We start from the raw sequence: 17,282 nt of genomic DNA on the forward strand, positions 1-17,282 counted from the left end.
CTAGATCAAGCCCTGCTCACACCGAGGCGGGGGCGCCGGCCCACGCGCATGATGGCCGCGGCGCCCCTGCATTGGCGACAGCGTGTCATTCTCTCTGGCGTCAGTTCTCGAACTTGAAGAAGATGTCGGCGCCCTGGCTGTCGCCGGTTTCGGTCTGGAGCTCGATATTCTTCGACACGTCATAGCGCATCTTGACACTGTCGGTGGTGTCGCTGGTGGCTCCTTCGTATTCCATATACAGCTTGGGGGCGACATAAGTGCCGACGGCAACAGCGCGCTTGTCCGACTCGGCGTCGCGCTTTGGCGGGATGCCGGTGACCAGATACTGGGTCACCTCGGCCTGCGTCAGGTTGGGATCGGACTCCGAAAAGAAGGCGAGCTTCGGATTGCGGATGGTGCCGAGCACCTGCACCCCGGCGGTGATGTCGCCGCCCTCGCGCTGGGCGTTCAGAATCAAGCCCGGATTGCCGATGGGCGTCTTGGCGAAGACGACGAAGCCCTGCTCGATGGTGAGCGGCTTGCCGATGGCGGTCATGACGCCGAGCGTCGGCAGGGTCACGCGGTAGGTGCCGTCGACGATCTCCAGCTGGCCGTCGCCGAGGATCTCGCCTTGCGGGGATTTCAGCACCCGCAGCTCACCGCGCAGCCGCCCGCGCAGTCCGAAGGCATCGATGCTCACCTCGTCGCCGAGCTTGGCCACCACATCGATGCTGAGCGGCATACCGCCGTCGTCGTCCGCCGGCGACTCCATCACCACGTCCGGAGACGGCCGCACCGCCCCCGTGGGGATCGAGCGCGGCTTGATCCGGGCCTCGGGGACTTCGATCCGACCCTTCACCGCGGTACCCGCGGCCCCCACGCCCACATTCATGTCCAACGACACCAGGGCGAAATACTCGCTGCTGTCCGCGACCTTGAGGTCCTGGCCGCTGAGGCTGATCTGCGCCGCCGGCGCGCCGGCGCCGAGATCGATATCCCCGGCGAGGGTCGCCCGGCCGCCGCCGATATCGGCCCCGCCGCTCAGCGCCAAGGCACTGGCGCCGCGGCTCGTGAGCGTGAAGTCGCCGTCGGACAGCGCGAAGCCGTACAACGGCAGCCGCAGCGCAAGCCCCCGTGCGCGCAGCTCGCCGCGCAGATCGGGCTGGCCCAGCGTGCCCGCAAGGCGCAGATCGCCGTCGATATCGCCGCTGATGTCCGTGATATCCGGCACCAGCTTCGACACGCGCGCCAGACCATCCAGCGACACCTGTACATCGCCGCGCAGCGCCTGCGCAGGGCCGGTATCGAGCCGAAAGCCCGGCAGCGACAGGGTCGCCCGGACGCCGCCCAGGTCGGTCACCGGCAGATTCAGGCGCGCATCCACACCGCCGGCGCCCGCATCCAGGTCGAGACGCGTACTGGAGAACACGAGACGATCGCGCGTCTGCTCATCGCCCTCGCCGAGGGCCATCATGAGCGCACCCGTGGGCACCTCCACCCGGGCGCTGCCGCTGAGCCGATTGCCCTCGCCGGTGAAGCGCCCCTCGGCACGCACGTAGCCCTCCATGACCATGAGCTCCGGCAGCAGCGGATTGACAATGCCAAAGTCGAGCCGCTCCAGATCCAATGACACCTCGAAGCGCCCCGGCTGCGGCTGCTGGAAGCTGACACAACCGCCGGAATCGCGGCCGTCGCCGAGGCAGAGCGGCCCGACAGAGACGGCGCCGTCGCCGAAGGCCAGATCCGCAGGCCGGCGCAGGGTCCAGTTACCGAGCTCCTCGGTCGCAAGCTCCAGGGTCGCGAGCCGACCGGTATAAGCACCATCGGCGCCGAGCCCGCCGCTGGCGCCGAGCTCCAGCGCCAGCAGATCACCGGCGACGGCGGCGCGCAGCTGGTGGCGATCCATGCGCCCGCTGCCCGTGACGGCAAGGGTCTCGAAGCGCTGGCCACCGGCGATGAGATTCTTGCCGCTGATGTCCACCTGGAAGTCGTCGTCCGGGCCGAGACCCACATCGGCGCTGGCGGTCACCTCGGCGATCCCCTGACCGTTCAGCTCCGCATCCCGACCCTGCAGGTTGATCTGCACCCTGGGGGCGGCGAGGGTCCCGCCGAGCTCACCGGCAACATCCAGGCTGCCCCCGGCACCGGGCAGCAGCGCCGCGAGGTCCGGCGAGGCGAGATCGAAGCGCAGATCCAACCGCTCGCCGCCGACGCCGCCGGCTGCCGTGAGCTGCGTCGAGCCGGAGCCGGCGCTCAGGTTGCGCAGACTGATGTCCTGACCCGTCATACCGAGCTCGGCCGCCAGGCGCACCGGATAGCCCCGCAGGGTGCCGGCGATATCGCTGATACGGGCCGTCAGATCCGGCCCCTCGTCGGTGATTCGCCCGCTGCTCTCCACCAACCCGCCGATGCGCCCGGGCCAATCCGCCAGCACGGTGCCCGGGTCCAGCTCGGCCAGCCGCAGCGCCGCCTGCCATTGCACGGCCGGCGCCCAGGCGATGCGCCCGTCGCCGCTGATGCGCCCGTCCAGCACCTGGATGTCCAGGGTCTGTATCCGGGCAGACTCACCCGTGCCCTCGCCGCTCAGGTCGATCACCGCCGGTGGATAGCTCGCGAGTGCGGCACTGGCCTGAAGGGCATAGTCGAACCCCGCTTCCAAGCCGCCAGCACTGTTCAGCGCGAAGCCCACCCGGCCCGTCAACTCCGGGTACTGCTGGCCGGGGTCGAGGTCGTCGGCCCGCAGCGCCAGATCCCAGGCGAGCGTCGGTGCCCAGGCGACCTCGCCGCTGCCGTCCACGAGCCCGCCCAGGGTCTCCACCGTCAGGGTCTCGAGCTGCACCCGCTCCAGATCGCCACTGCCGGCTGCGTTGACCACCGCATCCGGATAGGCGCTCAATGCCGCGCTGAGATTGGCGTCGAAGCTGTAGCCGTCGTCGAGCCCACCTCGGGAGCTGGCCTTCAGGGCGAGGGTGCCGTCGAGGCCCGGGATCTGCACGCCGGGGTCCAGGTCGGCGGCGGTGACCGCCAAGTCCCAGGTGACCGCAGGCGCCCAAGCGGCGGTGCCCTTGGCCTCGATGCGCCCGCCCAGGGTCTCCAGCAGCAGGGCGTCGAGCCGGGTGTCCTCGGCGCTGCCGCTGCCGGCCAGGGTCAGCGTCGTCGCCGGGATGTCGGCGCCTCGGACGGCGCCGTCCAGCCGGTAGTCGAAGGCGTCCAGGTCGCCGCTGACGGACAGCGTGCCGCTGGGCGCCGTCACCAGGGCATCGCCGGTGAGGGGCCAGCGCAGCTGCTGCCACTGCCCGCTGAGGTCGAAGGCCGGCACGGCACCGGCCAGGTCCGCATGCCCGCTCAGATCGAGCGTGGCACCGGAGGCGCTCTCGTTGAGCTCCACGGCGCTCAGTGTCAGGCGCTGCTCCGCCCAGGCCAGGTCCAGGGCGGCGCTGAGCTGACCGAGCTCCGCAAGCGCCGGTGCATCGCCGCGAAGTGTGCCGGTCACCACCGCCCGCTCGAGGTCGCCCCGGGTCTCGAGCCGAGCACTGAGGTCCACCGCCGGCGCGTCCGGGACCACGGCCGGCAGGTCCACGCGGGTCAGCGTCAGCTCGCCGTCCCAGGACGGCGCCTTCAGCACATCGCGCACCGTCGCCGTCAGCGTCAAATCCGCCGCGCCCTGCACCTGGTGCGCGATGTGCAGCGCAGCCAAGTCGCCGTCGAGGGTGCCCTTGCCGGTGAGTGCGAGCGCCGGCGGCTGGCGAAACCGCCAGTCCAGTGCCAGCGCCAGCGGATAGTCACCGGTGAGGCGCACCTCGCCGTCGGCATTCACAGCCGCCTGCGGCTGCGCGACATCCAAGCTCAAACGTCGCAGCGCGACCCGGTCGCCGTCGGCGCTAGCGGAGAGCTCGGCGCGGGCAACGCGGATGGCCGTTGCCGGCGACGCGCCCTCCGCGCGGACAGCCACGCGCTCCACCAGCACCCGCTGGATATCCACGGCAATGGGCAGACGGATCTCGGGGAGGGTGAAGGGCTCCGCGGGTGGCTTCTCCGCTGCCGGCGGCTTGGTCACCACATCCACGTCGCTGGCGCTGAGGTCGGCGACGCGCAGTCGTCCCGTGAGCAGGGCACCCGGCTGCCAATCCAGATGTAGCCGACCGAGCGCGAGGTCGAGTCCCGGCAGCTCCAGGGCCAGCTCGGTGACAGTCAGCTCGCCCAACACGCGACCCTCGACGCGGCCCACCTGCACCTGCTCGGGGGCCAGCTCCTCGGCGACGGCGACCGCCATCCGCAGCCCGGTCTGCGTGCCGAGCACGAAGCCGACCGCGAGCACTGCGATGAGGATCAGCAGGCCGGTCAGTCGTAGCAGCAGCCCGACGAGCGGAAAGGCAATGAAAGAGCGGCCGGCGGTGCGCTTGGCCATGCGTGCTCTTAGGTACGGTGCGGCCGGGCGGCCGTCGGTTGGCAGCGAGACATCCGGGCGACCCTACAAGTCCGGGCCCAGCCCGACGTGCAGCCGAAAGCCGGCGGGGTCCTTAGTAAGGGCATAGGCCACGTCCACGCGCACCGGCCCGATGGGAGTACCAAAGCGCAGACCCACACCGGCGCTCTGCTCCCAGTCGGCGTTGTAGTCGGGGTCGAAGGCATTGCCGAAATCCGTGAACACGACACCACTCCAAGGCCCGGTAATGCTGCGCTGGTACTCCAGGCTGCCGACGGCGAGGTAGCGCCCACCGATGACTTGGCCCGTTTCGCTGTCACGCGGTCCGAGGGCGTCCAGACCCCAGCCGCGGATGCTGTTGTCGCCGCCGGCGAAGAAGCGCTGGCTTGCCGGCACATCGCGAATGCCCTCGGCCCAGGTGGCGCCGAGGTCCATGCGGCCGATGAAGCGGTTGCCGGTGCCGAGGGTGCGGATGCCCTTGTAGTTGAGGCTACCGCTGAGGTAGCTGGTCTCGGACAGGACGTTGCGTGCGGTGCCTTGGAGCAGGAGCTTCAGCCGATAGCCATTTTTGGTGTTGATGGGGTCGTCGGCCACCACCCGGGACCACGAGGCATGCGGCACCAGACCGCTGAAGCTGTCGCTGTCGTCCTCGGCCACTTCGTAATCCTCATAGCGATAGTCGACGCCGAGGTTGCGCCGCCAACCGCCGGGCATGACCACCGACTGGAGCGCACCCACCTTGACCAGCGTGCCCTGACGACTTGCGGTGTCGAAGGAATAGACCTCCGGGCGGATCTGCACATAGTCCGAGACGGGGTCGCGAAACGGAATGCGGTACTCGGCGACGAAGGACTGGGTCACCGGTGCAATCTCGAGCTCCGCCTTCAGCTTGTGCCCGCGCGGGCCGATGTAGCGGCGGCGATAATCGAGACTGAAGCGCGGCCCCAGATCGGTCGCAAAGCCGACGCCGACGCGGTACTTGTTCGCCTTGTTGCGCTCGGCCACCACCCGGATGGGCACCTGCCGATCGGCGCCCGCCTGATCCTTGAGGGGCACGATCTCGATGTTGCTGTAGTACTCCATGCCGATGAGCCGTCCCTGGAGTCCAAGCAGGACATCGGGGTCGTAGACATCGCCGGGGGCGAAATCGACGAACTTCTCCAGATAATCCTCGGCGAGCAGGTCCTGCTCGAAGCTCACCGGCCCAAAGTACCAGCGCGGACCGGTGTCGAGGTGGAGCTCGATATGGGCGTCGTAGGCCACCGGATCGATGAGCACGAGGTGGCGCTTCAGCTCGGCGTCCAGGTAGCCCTGCGCCGAGGCGATGGTGGTGATCTCGCCCTTGGCCTTGTCATAGTCCGCATGTAGCAGGACGTCGCCCGGCTGCATCGGAAACGCCTTCGGGAAGGCCGGATCGCCCGCGCCCGGCCCGATGATGCGGTAGTCCACCGAGGCGATCTTCACCGGCTCGCCCGGGTCGATACGGAAGCTCGCCACCCAGCGCCCGTCCGGCTCCTCGGGTCGCACGAGGCGGTCCTCGATCTCCACTCTGTACAAGCCGAAGGGCGCCAGGGCGTCGCGGATCTGCTCCGGCGCGCGGCGATACAGGGCCAGGAGCCGCGGTACCGTGAGCTCGCTGTCGCTCTGCTCCTGGTGGATGGCGAGCAGCGCCAGGACGTTTTTCTCCTGCTGGCCTTCCAGGCCCGAGACCTCGACCTTGAGGGAGGGCGCGGCTACTGCGGGCGAGGCCAAGAGTGCACCCACGCAAAGCAGCGCCGACCAGCGCCAGCGCCGGCGGCGGAAGACGCACCAGCGCTTTCGGGCGGTCGCTCGCATAGGGGAGATACTAACGAGATCAAGCCAATGTGCAACACTTATGAACGGCTTTGTCAGAGCGATGTCCCGTCTTCCGAGGCTGAATCCCCGACTTTGCCCGCGCCGTGCAGCTCCGCGCGGAGCCCGGCGACCTCCCGTTGCAGCCCCCGAATCTCCGCCAGCAGCCGGTCGGCATCCGCATGCATGGCACCCTCCATTTCGCGGCGATCGGCGGCGTGATCCGCCTCGTGCATGGTCTGCATGGTATCCACGATGATGCCGATGAAGAGGTTCAGCATGGTGAAGGTCGCGATCAGAATAAACGGCACGAAGAAGGCCCAGGCCGCCGGGTAGGCCTCCATCACGGGCCGCACGATGCCCATGGACCAGCTCTCCAGAGTCATGATCTGGAACAGGGTATACATGGACGCGCCGATACTCCCGAACCACTCGGGAAAGCGCTCCCCGAACAGGCTCGTGGACATGACCGCGAAGACATAGAACAACAGCAGCATCAGCCCGGCGATGGACGCGATGCCGGGCACCGCCGCCAGCAGGGCCTCCACCACGAACCGCAGCCGCGGCACCGTAGACACCAGCCGCAGCACGCGCAGCACCCTGAGCGCCCGCAGCACCGCCAGCGGCCCGCTCGCCGGCACCAGCGCAATGGCCACGACGGTGAAGTCGAAGAGGTTCCAGGCGCTGCGGAAAAAGCGCAGACCGAAAGCGTAGAGCTTGAGGCCGATTTCCACCACGAACACCGCCAGCGCAGTCCGATCCAGCGCCTTCAGCACCCCGCCCCACTGCGCCATCAGGAAATCCGAGGTCTCCAGTCCGAGGGTGACGGCGTTGACGATGATGACGGCGATGATGACGCGCTGCACCGGGCCGGACTCGATCCAGGCGCCGATGCGCTCGCGGGATGGCATAGGGTGGGCTCCTCGGTTCAGCACGAAGGTCGAAGCGCGAAGAAGAAAGCACGGAGAACGCAAGCAGGTGCGAGATATAAGGTGCGAGGTGCGAGGTGCGAGGTGCGAGGTGCGAGGACAAGGCTATCTGCCCTCGATCCTCGTCACTCGTCACTCGTCACTCGCCACTCAGCCACTCGCCACTCAGCCACCAACAAACCGCGCCGCACCCAGCAACGGCACGTCCTGGCTCAGGATGACGCGCACCGGCATCCGCTCCATCAGCCCGCGCATCCGACCCTTGTCCAGAAAGCCTTCCAGGAAACCGCCTGCGCGCAGCAGCGCCAGCTGCTTTGGCGCGATGCCACCGCCGAGGTAGACGCCGCCCAACGCCAAAAGCTTGAGCGCCGTGTTGCCCGCCTCACGACCATAGAGCAGCCCGAAGAGGTCCATAGCCTCGGTGCAGGGATGCACGCCCTCGGCCGCACACTGCGCCACGGCGGCCGGCACATCGCCGTCGCCCGCCAGGGCATCCGCCACTGCCGGCGGATGCTCGGTCCGGTGCCAAGCGGCCAGGAACTCATAGATGTTGCCGATCCCCATGCCGGAAACCACCCGCTCCCAGCTGACGCGCCCGTAGCGCTGTTGAAGGTGCTTCAGGAGCGCGAACTCGCGCTCGTCCGCCGGGGCGAAATCCGTGTGCCCCCCCTCGGTAGCGAAGGCGTGGTGGCGCGCGCCGTCCCAATACAGTCCGGCCTCACCGAGGCCGGTGCCAGCGGCGACCACACAGGCGTTGCCGACGCTGCCGGGCTCGCCCGGCTGGATCTCGGCGACGTCCTCGGCCCGCAAGGCGGCGACGCCCCAGGCCACGGCCTCCAGGTCGTTCAGCAGATGAGCGCGGCGGAAGCCCAGCGCCTTGGCCAGCGCCGCGGCGTCCAGGCTCCAGGGGAGGTTCGTCGTCTTGCTGCGGCCCTGCACCACCGGACCCGCCACGGCGAAGCTGCCGAGGTCGCAGCTCGCGCCCGTGTCCTCGAGGTAGCGGCGCACCAGGCTCGCGAGGTCGGAGAAATCCTGGCTCGGGTAGCGCGCCGGTTGCGACAGGGTCACCGCATCCCCAGCCACTTCCGCCAGGGCAAGGCCGGTCTTGGTGCCGCCGATATCCCCCACCAATACACGCATGTCTCTCTCCAGTTACCGGCTCTCACTCGGGCTGGATCATAGCAGGGCGGGACGGCCCAGGGCGGTGCGGGCAGGTGTGGAGCCGGCGGCGGGGGTGGCGCGCCGCCGGCTCGGGCCGCCGCCTACGGGCTGGGCGGCGGCAATGGCGCTTAGTCAGAGGACTCGCTGCCGGCAGTCGGCGCCGGCGCATAGGCGTAGCCCGGGTAGCCGTAGGCGTGCGGGTAGGCGCCGTAAGCGTAGGGATAGCCGCCCCAGTAGCCAGGGTAGCCGCCCCAATAGCCCGGGTAGCCATAGCCATAGCCCGGACCGTACCAGGGGCCGCCCCAGCCCGGCCCCCAACCGTTGCCCCAATTCCAGGGGTTGAACGGGCCCCAGAAGGCATGCGCAGAGCCGGCGGCGAACACAGTGGCGCCGGCGAGGCCGGCGGCAAGCAGAAGACGCTTCTTGACGAGCATTCTGGCTCCTCCGTCATTGCATACGATCGGTTAACGGAACCGGCCGTCGGGCGCGGTCCGGCAACAGCTTAAGCGGAGCTCCCGACGCCCGGTTTGACGCCCGTCAATATTGGAATATTCTCATATTATAAAACCATCCGGCATGTGCCGAAGCCGACGGAGTCAATTTAGTATACCGTCCCCTTGTCTTCGGGCGGGCTCAATCGGCGCCGGCAGCGCCCGCGCCGGGGCGCGTGGTCGGAAAGCGAAACGGCGCCGCCAGGGTGCCGTCCGGCAGATGCAGCAGGACCCGTGCCTCCCAAAGCATGCGCTCGCGCACGCATACGGGCAGCATTGCGGAGCCGGTGTAATGGGTGGGGTCCCCGCGCGCCGGCGTCAGGGGCACGCGGTTGTAGCCCATGTCCATGTTCACGCCGGCGAAGTCGAGCTCCACCCGCTCGGGCGTCGGCAGATCCGCCAGGCGCACGTCGGCGTCGAGCGGCTTGGCGGTGGGGATGCCGCGGGGGCGAAGGTCGAGTCGGACGCTGCCGCCGCCGGGGAAACGGGCGGTGCAGGCGCCGCCCCTGAGGTCGCAGCTCGGGCTCAGCGGCGCCCGCTCGGCGATGGCGGGGAAGAGCACCGGCCAAGCCTTGTGGACGGCGACGCCGACGACCGCGGCGGCGAGCAGGGCCGCGGCGACCCAGAGCAGGGCGACGCGGGCATCGGCGCGACGCGGGGCCGGCGCAAGAGCGCCCGGCGGGGGCGAATCAGGCTTTGAATTGCTAGCCAAAGGTGCCGACGGGCGGATGCGGGCGCATCCTCAGAAGCTTACCCCAATCACTCGCCGCGGTCCCAAGTCTGGCGCTTGCGGTAGATGGTCGACGGGCTGACGCCGAGGGCGGCGGCGGCCTGGGGAATATTGTCGTCGAAATGGGCGATGGCCCGCTCGATGGCCTCGCGCTCGATGTCCTTGAGGGGGCGGATGGGCACTGCTGCGGATTGCCCTTGATCCTTGGGTGCCCGCGGCCGGTGCATCGGCGGGGCCGCGCGCGCGTCCGGCTCGATGGTGTCCAGTGGCGGCGGCAGCATGGCGCGAGAAACATGCTCGCCGTCATAGAGTACGACGACGTTCTGAATCACGTTCTGCAGCTGGCGTACGTTGCCGGGCCAGGAGTAGGCCAGAAAAACCGCCTCAACGTCGGCGTCGAAGCCCGCCAGCTGCTTGCCCTCCTCTGCCGCATAGCGCACCAGGAAGGCGTTGGCGAGCTCCAGGATGTCGCCCTCGCGCTCGCGCAGCGGCGGCAGCTGGATCGGAATCACGTGGAGGCGGTAGAACAGGTCTTCGCGAAAGCGCCCCGCGGCCACTTCGGCCAGCGGGTCGCGGTTGGTAGCGCAGACGAAGCGCACGTCCACCTGCTCCGTGCTGGAGGCGCCCACCGGCTGGAAGCTGCCGGTCTGCACGAACCGCAGCAGCTTGGTCTGAAGATCCAGGTCCATCTCGGCGATCTCGTCCAAGAACAGCGTGCCGCCATCCGCCTGCCGGGCCGCACCCTCGCGGTCGCGCACCGCCCCGGTGAAGGCGCCCTTGACGTGGCCGAAGATCTCGCTCTCCATCAGGTCCCGGGGAATGGCCGCGCAGTTGATGGCGACGAAGGGCTTGTCGGCGCGGTCGCTGCGGCGGTGGATGGCCTCGGCGCAGACCTCTTTACCGCTGCCGCTCTCGCCGGTGATGAACACCGTCGCCCGGCTCGGCGCCGCGCTGTCGATAATCCTGTACACGGCCTGCATGGGCAGCGAGCTGCCGACGAAGCCATGGTAGCCCTCGCGACGGAAGTCGTCCGCGAGCCGGTCGACGAAATTGCGCATATGCACCTTTTCGACGGCATTGCGCACGGTGACGATGAGACGCTCGGAGGCCACGGGCTTCTCGACGAAATCGAAAGCCCCGTAGCGCATGGCATCCACCGCCTTGTCCACGGAGCCATGCCCGGTGATGATCACCACGGCGACGGGCATACGCCGCTCGTGGACGTGGCGCAGGATATCCATGCCGTCCATGTCCGGCAGCTGCAGGTCGAGCAGCAGCACATCCGGCGGATCACGCTCCAGGCGCGCCATGGCGCTAGCGCCGTCCGGCACATGGCTCACCGCATAGGGCTGGTGGCGCAGGTAGGCGCGGTAGACGCTGCCGAGGCTCATGCTGTCCTCGACGATCAAGACAGCTACAGGTTCGCTCGCCATCGACCTCTGACTCCTGGGATGGGTCCGCAACCGCGACGCGCAGATCGCAAGCGCCGAGCCCGGAAACCCTGGGACCGGCTCGGCTCGGCGGTGCGCGGCATGTGTCGATATCATAACGCCGACCCGCACCGATCTTCGGTCAGGCAAGGCCGATGCATCAGGGCCTCCCCAAGCGTATCCTGACTGGCGACTATGGTGGCGTTGACCGCTCGACGTTGTCCACACCGCCCCAGCGCCGCTCGAGCACTTCGACCACCGCCTCGCCGCAGGCGCCGAGCCCCGCGGCCAGTGCTCGCACCTCATCGATACGCCCGGCGTGGCCCGCCCGCTCGATGGCCAGCGCCCGCGCATGCAGCGCCGCGGCACCGAAGGTCGCGGCGCTGCCCTTGAGCGCATGCCCCTGCGCGCCGGCGCGGGCGCTGTCGCCGGCGGCCGCCGCCTGCTCGATGGCAAGGATGCGCTCACGCACCTCGCCGGCGAAGGTGGTCACCACCGGGGGCATCAAGGCATCACTGAGGTCCCGGGCAAGCGCGCCGGCGACGGCCTCGTCCAGAATCGGCTCCGCGGCATCCGCCTTCCCATCATCGACCTCGACCGCGCCGGTGCCCGCGGCCGCTGCCGTGTCCGCGGCGGCGGACACGGCGGTGACGGGCGCCGCCGCGCCCTCCGGCAGCCGCTCGGTGCGCCCGCCGTCCGCCCACTCGAGCAAGGCCTCCAGCAGCTTGCGCCGATCGATGGGCTTGCTCAAATAGCCATCCATGCCGGCCTCCAGGCACCGCCGGCGATCGTCATCGAGGGCATAGGCGGTCATCGCCACGATGGGGACGCGCCCGCGGCGGCCCGGCAGGGCGCGAATGCAGCCCGTCGCCTCCAGACCATCCATCTCCGGCATCGCCAGGTCCATCAGCACGACGGCATACGCACGCTGCTCCGCCGCAGTCACCGCCTGCCGGCCGTTCTCCACCACGTCCACGCGGAAGCCTGCTTTCTCCAGCATATTGGTGGCCACCAGCTGGTTGGCGGGGCTGTCCTCGGCCAACAATATCGGCAGCGCGTCCACGGCACGGCGGGCGACGCGCTCGATCAGGCCGTCCGCAGTCGCCGCCGCGGCAGCGGGCGTCGGCGGGCTCGCCGCCTGACAGAGCGCGGCCACCAACGCGGTCGGCGTTACCGGTAGACGCACAGACGCGACAAAGTCCCCGCTCTCTGCCCCATCGCCGCAACCACCGCCCCACCGATGCAGACCAATGCGCCGAATCTGCTCCGGCCTGTCCGCCTGTGTGAGCTGCACCACGCCGCAGCAGCCCGCGGGCAGTGCGCTGCGCGGCGGCGAGCCCTCGACGACGACCCCGAGCGCCCGCAGCTGCGCCATCAGCGCAGCCGCCAGCGCGGCATGGTCCGCCCACAGGGCCACGCGCCAACCGGCCAAGGGCGCCGCGGCCGCCGCTCGCTCGCCATCCGGCACCGCCGCCGGCAAGGGCAGCGTCAGGCACAGGCAGGAGTCTTCATCGGCCTTGCCCTCGAGCCCGAGGTCCCCACCCAGCACGCGCGCCAGACGCCGACTGACCAGCAGTGCCAGGCCGGCGCTGTCCTGCGCACGCCCGCCGTGACCAGCGCCCGTCGCCGCCGCGCCGAGCAGCGCCGGCTGGGCCTCACGGGCAAGGCCGGCACCCGGAGCCACCACCGCGATGCGAAGCGATTCTCGGCTCGAATCCCGGCACAACCGCACTTGCACGCCGGCCTCGGTCGCACAGCCGACGGCATGCGCGACGAGGTTGAGCAGGATCTGGCGCAACAGGCTCGGGTCCGTGGCGACGCCCGTGGGCACCGCCGGGTCGCAGAGCACGGTGAGCACGACTCCGCGCGCGTGCGCCCGTGCCGCGAGCAGCTCGAGGACGCGCCTGACGATGACCTCCGGGTCGCAGGCTCGCAGGCGTGCGCCAACGCCGTGGCTGTCCAGCTGTGCGTGGTCCAGGCCCTGGTTGACGATGGTAAGCAGACCCAGCGCGGACTCTGCGTCAGCGCTGGCTTGGCGACGCTGCGCCTGCTCCAGCTCGGCCTCCAGGAGCAGCGCATGCATGGACGCAATGGTGTCGAGCGCCTTATCCCCCAGCTGTCGCAGCCGCGCATCGCGCTCGCGCACCTCGCCCGCCAGGCGCTCGGCGTCGGCGAGGGCGCGCCGGTGCGCTGCATCGCTCTCGCGCGCGCGACGCGAAAGGCACTCCACGGCATGGATCAGCCGCGCGTGCAGGCGATCGGCGCGGCGGGGTGAGGTGCGATCGGGAAGATCGCCAGGGTCTCGGTCCGCCACACGCTCTAACCACGCCGCCAGCCCAGCCAGCCGGCGGCGGTGCAGCCCGACTGCGGCGGCCGCCGCCGGCAAGAGCAGGGCCATCAAGGCGAGCCAGCGCAGGCCGAGCGCGACCGCGGCGGCCAGCAACAGCAGCCCGCCGACCACCAGCGCGAGGGGATTGTCTTGCAATGGGCGCATAAGCGACGACACCGGTACGCCTGTGATCGGCATCGGCACCGCCCGGAGGTTACCATAGGGCTGGCCCTGGCCCTGGCCTTGCGCCATGCATGTCGCAGCGGGCTCATGCACGCCACAGACGCGCCGCTGTGCCCGGCGCGCTGGCGGCCTCGAGCTCACCGAGTAGTCGGCTCACCACCGCCGCCCGGGCGGCCAAGGCATCGTTGGCAACCCGTTTCCGCCGCAATGCGCGGCGCTCGCGCGGCTCGGCAGCCGCCGCTTGCAGCGCAGCTGCGGCGCCGTCGGCATCGTCCACGCATGTGGACAGATCCGCATAGCCGCCGAAGCGATAGGCCCCCGCCGCAACCGTCGGCAGACCGGCGGCGAGCGTCTCCAGAAAGGGCAACGGCGGCACCGGCGCAGGCGGCACGGCAGGTCGGCGTAACAGCAGCGAGGCAGTCCAGAACTGCAAATAGCGCGGCAGCTGGTCTTGGGGCCTGATACCGGCCATTCGCACGTTCGCGAGATGCCCCAGCATGGAGAGGTCACAACAGACGGGTCCGAGCAGCATGAAATGCCAATCCGGTAGCCGGCGGGCAATGGCCGCCAGCAGGTCCGCATCGAAGGTCTCGTCGAAGCAGCCGTGGCAGCCGGCGACCGGCCCGTCGGTGGGCAAGTCTCGGGCCGGCTGCGCCCGGGTGGAGAAGAGCTCCAGGTCCACGCCCGCCGGCAGCAAGCGCGTCTGGGCCCGCGCTGCGGCAGCTGCGTGCTCGCGAGCGGGTGGGAGCACCAGGTCGGCTCGGGCCAAAATGCGCTCCTCCAGAGCCGCAGACTCGCGGGCGGCGGCGGCGTCTGCTGCCGGCGGCCCGGCGCACGGCTGATAGATCACCGGGCCGGCATAACCGCCGTCCAGCATTGGCGCGGCCCAAGGCGACGCCAGCCAAAGCATCGGATGGCGCAGCCCGCGGCGCCGGGATACTCGCTCGACTCGCCGAGTCAGGAGCCGCGGGCTCACCAGGCGCGCCAGGGGGTGGCTGCCGCCGCCGAGGTCCTCGGCGCTCAGCACCGGGAAGGGCGCCGCTGTGGTCGGCGCCATGCCGGCAGTCCTGGCCGAGCGCGGCGCGGCGCGCTCGGGCCGGAAGGCGGCGGCATCCACCCACAGGAGCTGGCGATCCAACAACAGCCGCGACATGAGCTGAGAGGTGGCACTGGGTACCGAGGGTCGCCAGTCGGCGACAACGATCAGGTCTGAGCTCATGTAGGCCCTGCGCTGGTTGCGGAGCCAGTCCGGCGGACCGGCGCGTCGCCCGCCCATTGACCGCTGCCGCGCGGAATTCCTCAAGGGTAAAACGGGCCGTACGCCCGCTGCCGCGACCCCCTTCATCGCCAACTCTAGTCACCCCGTCGGGCGAAAACTGCATCCGCGTTAACGTTTTGGTGCGGGACGCACGAAACCCGACGTGTTGTCCATGCGCAGAGTCCGCCGCGGCCGTCGGGCACTCGAAGCGCGCGCGCACGGCCACCACATGCACCGGCGCGGTGCGCGACTGCCAGACCCACCCACTGTGCCATTACAGCCGACGGAGAGCTGCCAACATGAAATACCGGGACCTGCGTGACTTCATCGAGCAGCTGGAGGCGCGCGGGGAGCTCAAGCGCATCCGCGTGCCCGTGGATCCCTATCTGGAAGTCACCGAGATCTGCGATCGCACCCTGCGCGCAGGCGGCCCGGCGCTGTTGTTCGAGCGGCCAAAAGGCTCGTCGGTGCCGCTACTGGGCAACCTGTTCGGCACTCCGCGGCGGGTGGCGCTGGGCATGGGCGAGGAATCGGTGGACGCGCTGCGGGAAATCGGCAAGCTGCTGGCGTTTCTCAAGCAGCCGGAGCCGCCGAAGGGCATGAAGGCCGCCTTCGAGAGCCTGCCCGTGTTCCGCAAGGTGCTGGACATGGCACCCAAGGTGCGCCGCAGCCCACCCTGCCAGGAGCAGGTCTTCGAGGGCGCCGACGTGGACCTGGGACGCCTGCCGGTGCAGCATTGCTGGCCCGGCGACGCCGCGCCGCTCATCACCTGGGGGCTGGTGGTGACCCGAGGGCCGGAGAAGACCCGGCAGAACCTGGGCATTTACCGCATGCAGATGCTGGGCCCCAATCGGGTCATCATGCGTTGGCTGGCCCACCGCGGCGGCGCGCTCGACTACCGCGACTGGCAGCAGCACCATCCCGGCGAGCCCTTCCCCATCGCCGTCGCCCTGGGGGCGGACCCGGCGACCATCCTCGGCGCCGTCACGCCGGTGCCGGATACGCTCTCGGAGTACGCCTTCGCGGGTCTGCTGCGCGGCAGCCGCACCGAGCTCGCGACATGTCTGGGCAGCGACCTACAGGTCCCGGCGAGCGCCGAGATCGTGCTGGAGGGCCATCTGCATCCGGGCGACACGGCCCCGGAGGGTCCCTTCGGCGACCATACCGGCTACTACAACGAAGTCGACGACTTCCCGGTCTTCACCATCGAGCGCCTGACCCAGCGCCCGGAGCCCATCTACCACAGCACCTACACGGGCCGGCCGCCGGACGAGCCGGCCATCCTGGGGGTGGCCCTGAACGAGGTCTTCGTGCCCATTCTGCAGAAGCAGTTTCCGGAGATCGTGGACTTCTATCTGCCGCCCGAGGGCTGCTCCTACCGCGTGGCGGTGGTGAGCATGCACAAGCAATACCCCGGCCACGCCAAGCGGGTGATGATGGGCGTCTGGTCCTTCCTGCGGCAATTCATGTACACCAAGTTCGTCATCGTCGTCGACGCGGATGTGAGCACCCGCGACTGGCGCGACGTCATCTGGGCCATGACCACCCGTATGGACCCGGCGCGGGACACGGTGATGGTGGAGAACACCCCCATCGACTACCTGGACTTCGCCTCGCCCGTCTCCGGGCTCGGCTCCAAGGTGGGCTTCGATGCCACCAACAAATGGCAAGGCGAGACCACACGCGAGTGGGGACGGCCCATTCGCATGGACGACGCCGTCAAGGCACGCGTCGACGCGCTCTGGCCCGAGCTCGGGCTCGACTGAGCCCGGCAGCTCCCCATGGCGCCGGGCTGCCTGCGCGCTGGCGCCGCAGGGCACCAGGGGCAAGCGGACCCGCCGGCGCTTGGTCGGCCCGCTTGGTCAGCCCGCTAGGTGGGCCTGGCGTATACCCGGTCCCGAGCAGCGGGCCAGGTCCGCTGGACCGGCAGCCCGGCCGGCTCAGAAACCCCGTTGGGGGCGCTCGGTGCGGGGCCGCGCTTCGTTCACGGTGAGCTTGCGCCCATCGTGCACGGAGTCGTTCAAGGCCTGGATGGCGTCCCCCGCCTCCGCATCGTTGGGCATGTCCACGAACCCAAAGCCCTTGGATTGCCCGGAGAACTTGTCCTTGATGACGTCCGCACTCGCCACCTGGCCGAACTCGCTGAACATCTCGCGCAGCTGTTCGTCGGTGACCTGGTATTTCAGATTGCCTACATAGATCCGCATCGCACTCTCTCGACAGCACCCGTGCATTGACCCCGCTGAGGCGGCCGCCGACCAACGCACAAATCGACGACCGACCAAGAACCACAGTATGGCGGCGCGGCCTGCACGCGGTGCGCGGCGCCTGTCGGCGACAGGCAAGCTCAGCGGGCGGCGGCGAGGATGGATGAGGACTCCGATCGACGGGCGCGGGCCGATGCGGCGGCAAGGCGGGGCGGGAAGGCTGCGGGCCGGGCGGTCTGCCGCGGCGCCGCTGCCTGGTGGTGTACCGACAGACGGCGGGCGCAGGCTGGAGCCCGAATCAGCACCGTGTCCGCCGTGCGTGCGGC

11 protein-coding genes are annotated in these 17,282 nt (G+C 69.7%); 1 reads left to right on the forward strand and 10 read right to left on the reverse strand.

Translation table 11 applies throughout. The features are described from left to right. Window positions 1-100: 100 nt before the first annotated feature. From CKO31_RS00735 to CKO31_RS00775, 9 genes are all read right to left on the reverse strand, one after another. The gene (locus tag CKO31_RS00735) at window positions 101-4,387 is read right to left on the reverse strand and encodes a translocation/assembly module TamB domain-containing protein (protein ID WP_200233057.1); all 4,287 of its coding nucleotides are present in this window, start codon (window positions 4,385-4,387) and stop codon (window positions 101-103) included. A 63-nt stretch (window positions 4,388-4,450) separates the two neighbouring features. Beyond that, window positions 4,451-6,241: an autotransporter assembly complex protein TamA gene (locus tag CKO31_RS00740; protein WP_200233058.1), complete on the reverse strand. Its 1,791-nt coding sequence runs from the start codon at window positions 6,239-6,241 to the stop codon at window positions 4,451-4,453. A gap of 53 nt (window positions 6,242-6,294) precedes the next feature. Continuing rightward, window positions 6,295-7,149 (reverse strand): ion transporter, encoded by an 855-nt coding sequence (locus CKO31_RS00745; protein WP_200233059.1) that lies wholly within the window; start codon window positions 7,147-7,149, stop codon window positions 6,295-6,297. A 183-nt stretch (window positions 7,150-7,332) separates the two neighbouring features. Beyond that, window positions 7,333-8,307, reverse strand: a complete 975-nt coding sequence (gene glk / locus CKO31_RS00750; protein ID WP_200233060.1) for a glucokinase — start codon at window positions 8,305-8,307, stop codon at window positions 7,333-7,335. 149 nt (window positions 8,308-8,456) lie between these two features. Further along, window positions 8,457-8,762: a hypothetical protein gene (locus CKO31_RS00755; RefSeq protein WP_200233061.1), complete on the reverse strand. Its 306-nt coding sequence runs from the start codon at window positions 8,760-8,762 to the stop codon at window positions 8,457-8,459. A gap of 199 nt (window positions 8,763-8,961) precedes the next feature. Next, window positions 8,962-9,531 carry a hypothetical protein gene (locus tag CKO31_RS00760; protein WP_242475037.1) on the reverse strand — a complete coding sequence of 190 codons (570 nt, stop codon included), beginning with the start codon at window positions 9,529-9,531 and terminating at the stop codon, window positions 8,962-8,964. A gap of 47 nt (window positions 9,532-9,578) precedes the next feature. Next, a complete protein-coding gene (locus tag CKO31_RS00765) occupies window positions 9,579-10,982 on the reverse strand; it encodes a sigma-54-dependent transcriptional regulator (RefSeq protein ID WP_200233062.1) in 1,404 nt (467 codons plus the stop codon). A gap of 190 nt (window positions 10,983-11,172) precedes the next feature. Further along, a complete protein-coding gene (locus CKO31_RS00770) occupies window positions 11,173-13,473 on the reverse strand; it encodes a response regulator (RefSeq protein WP_200233064.1) in 2,301 nt (766 codons plus the stop codon). Window positions 13,474-13,576: 103 nt separating this feature from the next. Further along, on the reverse strand, window positions 13,577-14,710 hold the full coding sequence (locus tag CKO31_RS00775) for a glycosyltransferase family protein (RefSeq protein ID WP_200233066.1): 1,134 nt from the start codon (window positions 14,708-14,710) through the stop codon (window positions 13,577-13,579). Window positions 14,711-15,048: 338 nt separating this feature from the next. Here CKO31_RS00775 and ubiD point away from each other — a divergent pair, with 338 nt between their 5' ends. Further along, a complete protein-coding gene (gene ubiD / locus CKO31_RS00780; RefSeq protein WP_200233068.1) occupies window positions 15,049-16,515 on the forward strand; it encodes a 4-hydroxy-3-polyprenylbenzoate decarboxylase in 1,467 nt (488 codons plus the stop codon). Window positions 16,516-16,689: 174 nt separating this feature from the next. On the opposite strand, the gene rbp is transcribed toward ubiD, so the two are convergent. Then, complete coding sequence (gene rbp / locus CKO31_RS00785) at window positions 16,690-16,956, reverse strand: RNA-binding regulator (RefSeq protein ID WP_200233069.1); 267 nt, start codon at window positions 16,954-16,956, stop codon at window positions 16,690-16,692. Window positions 16,957-17,282: the final 326 nt, after the last annotated feature.

The sequence above is a fragment of the Thiohalocapsa halophila genome (assembly GCF_016583825.1).
Lineage (GTDB): Bacteria > Pseudomonadota > Gammaproteobacteria > Chromatiales > Chromatiaceae > Thiohalocapsa > Thiohalocapsa halophila.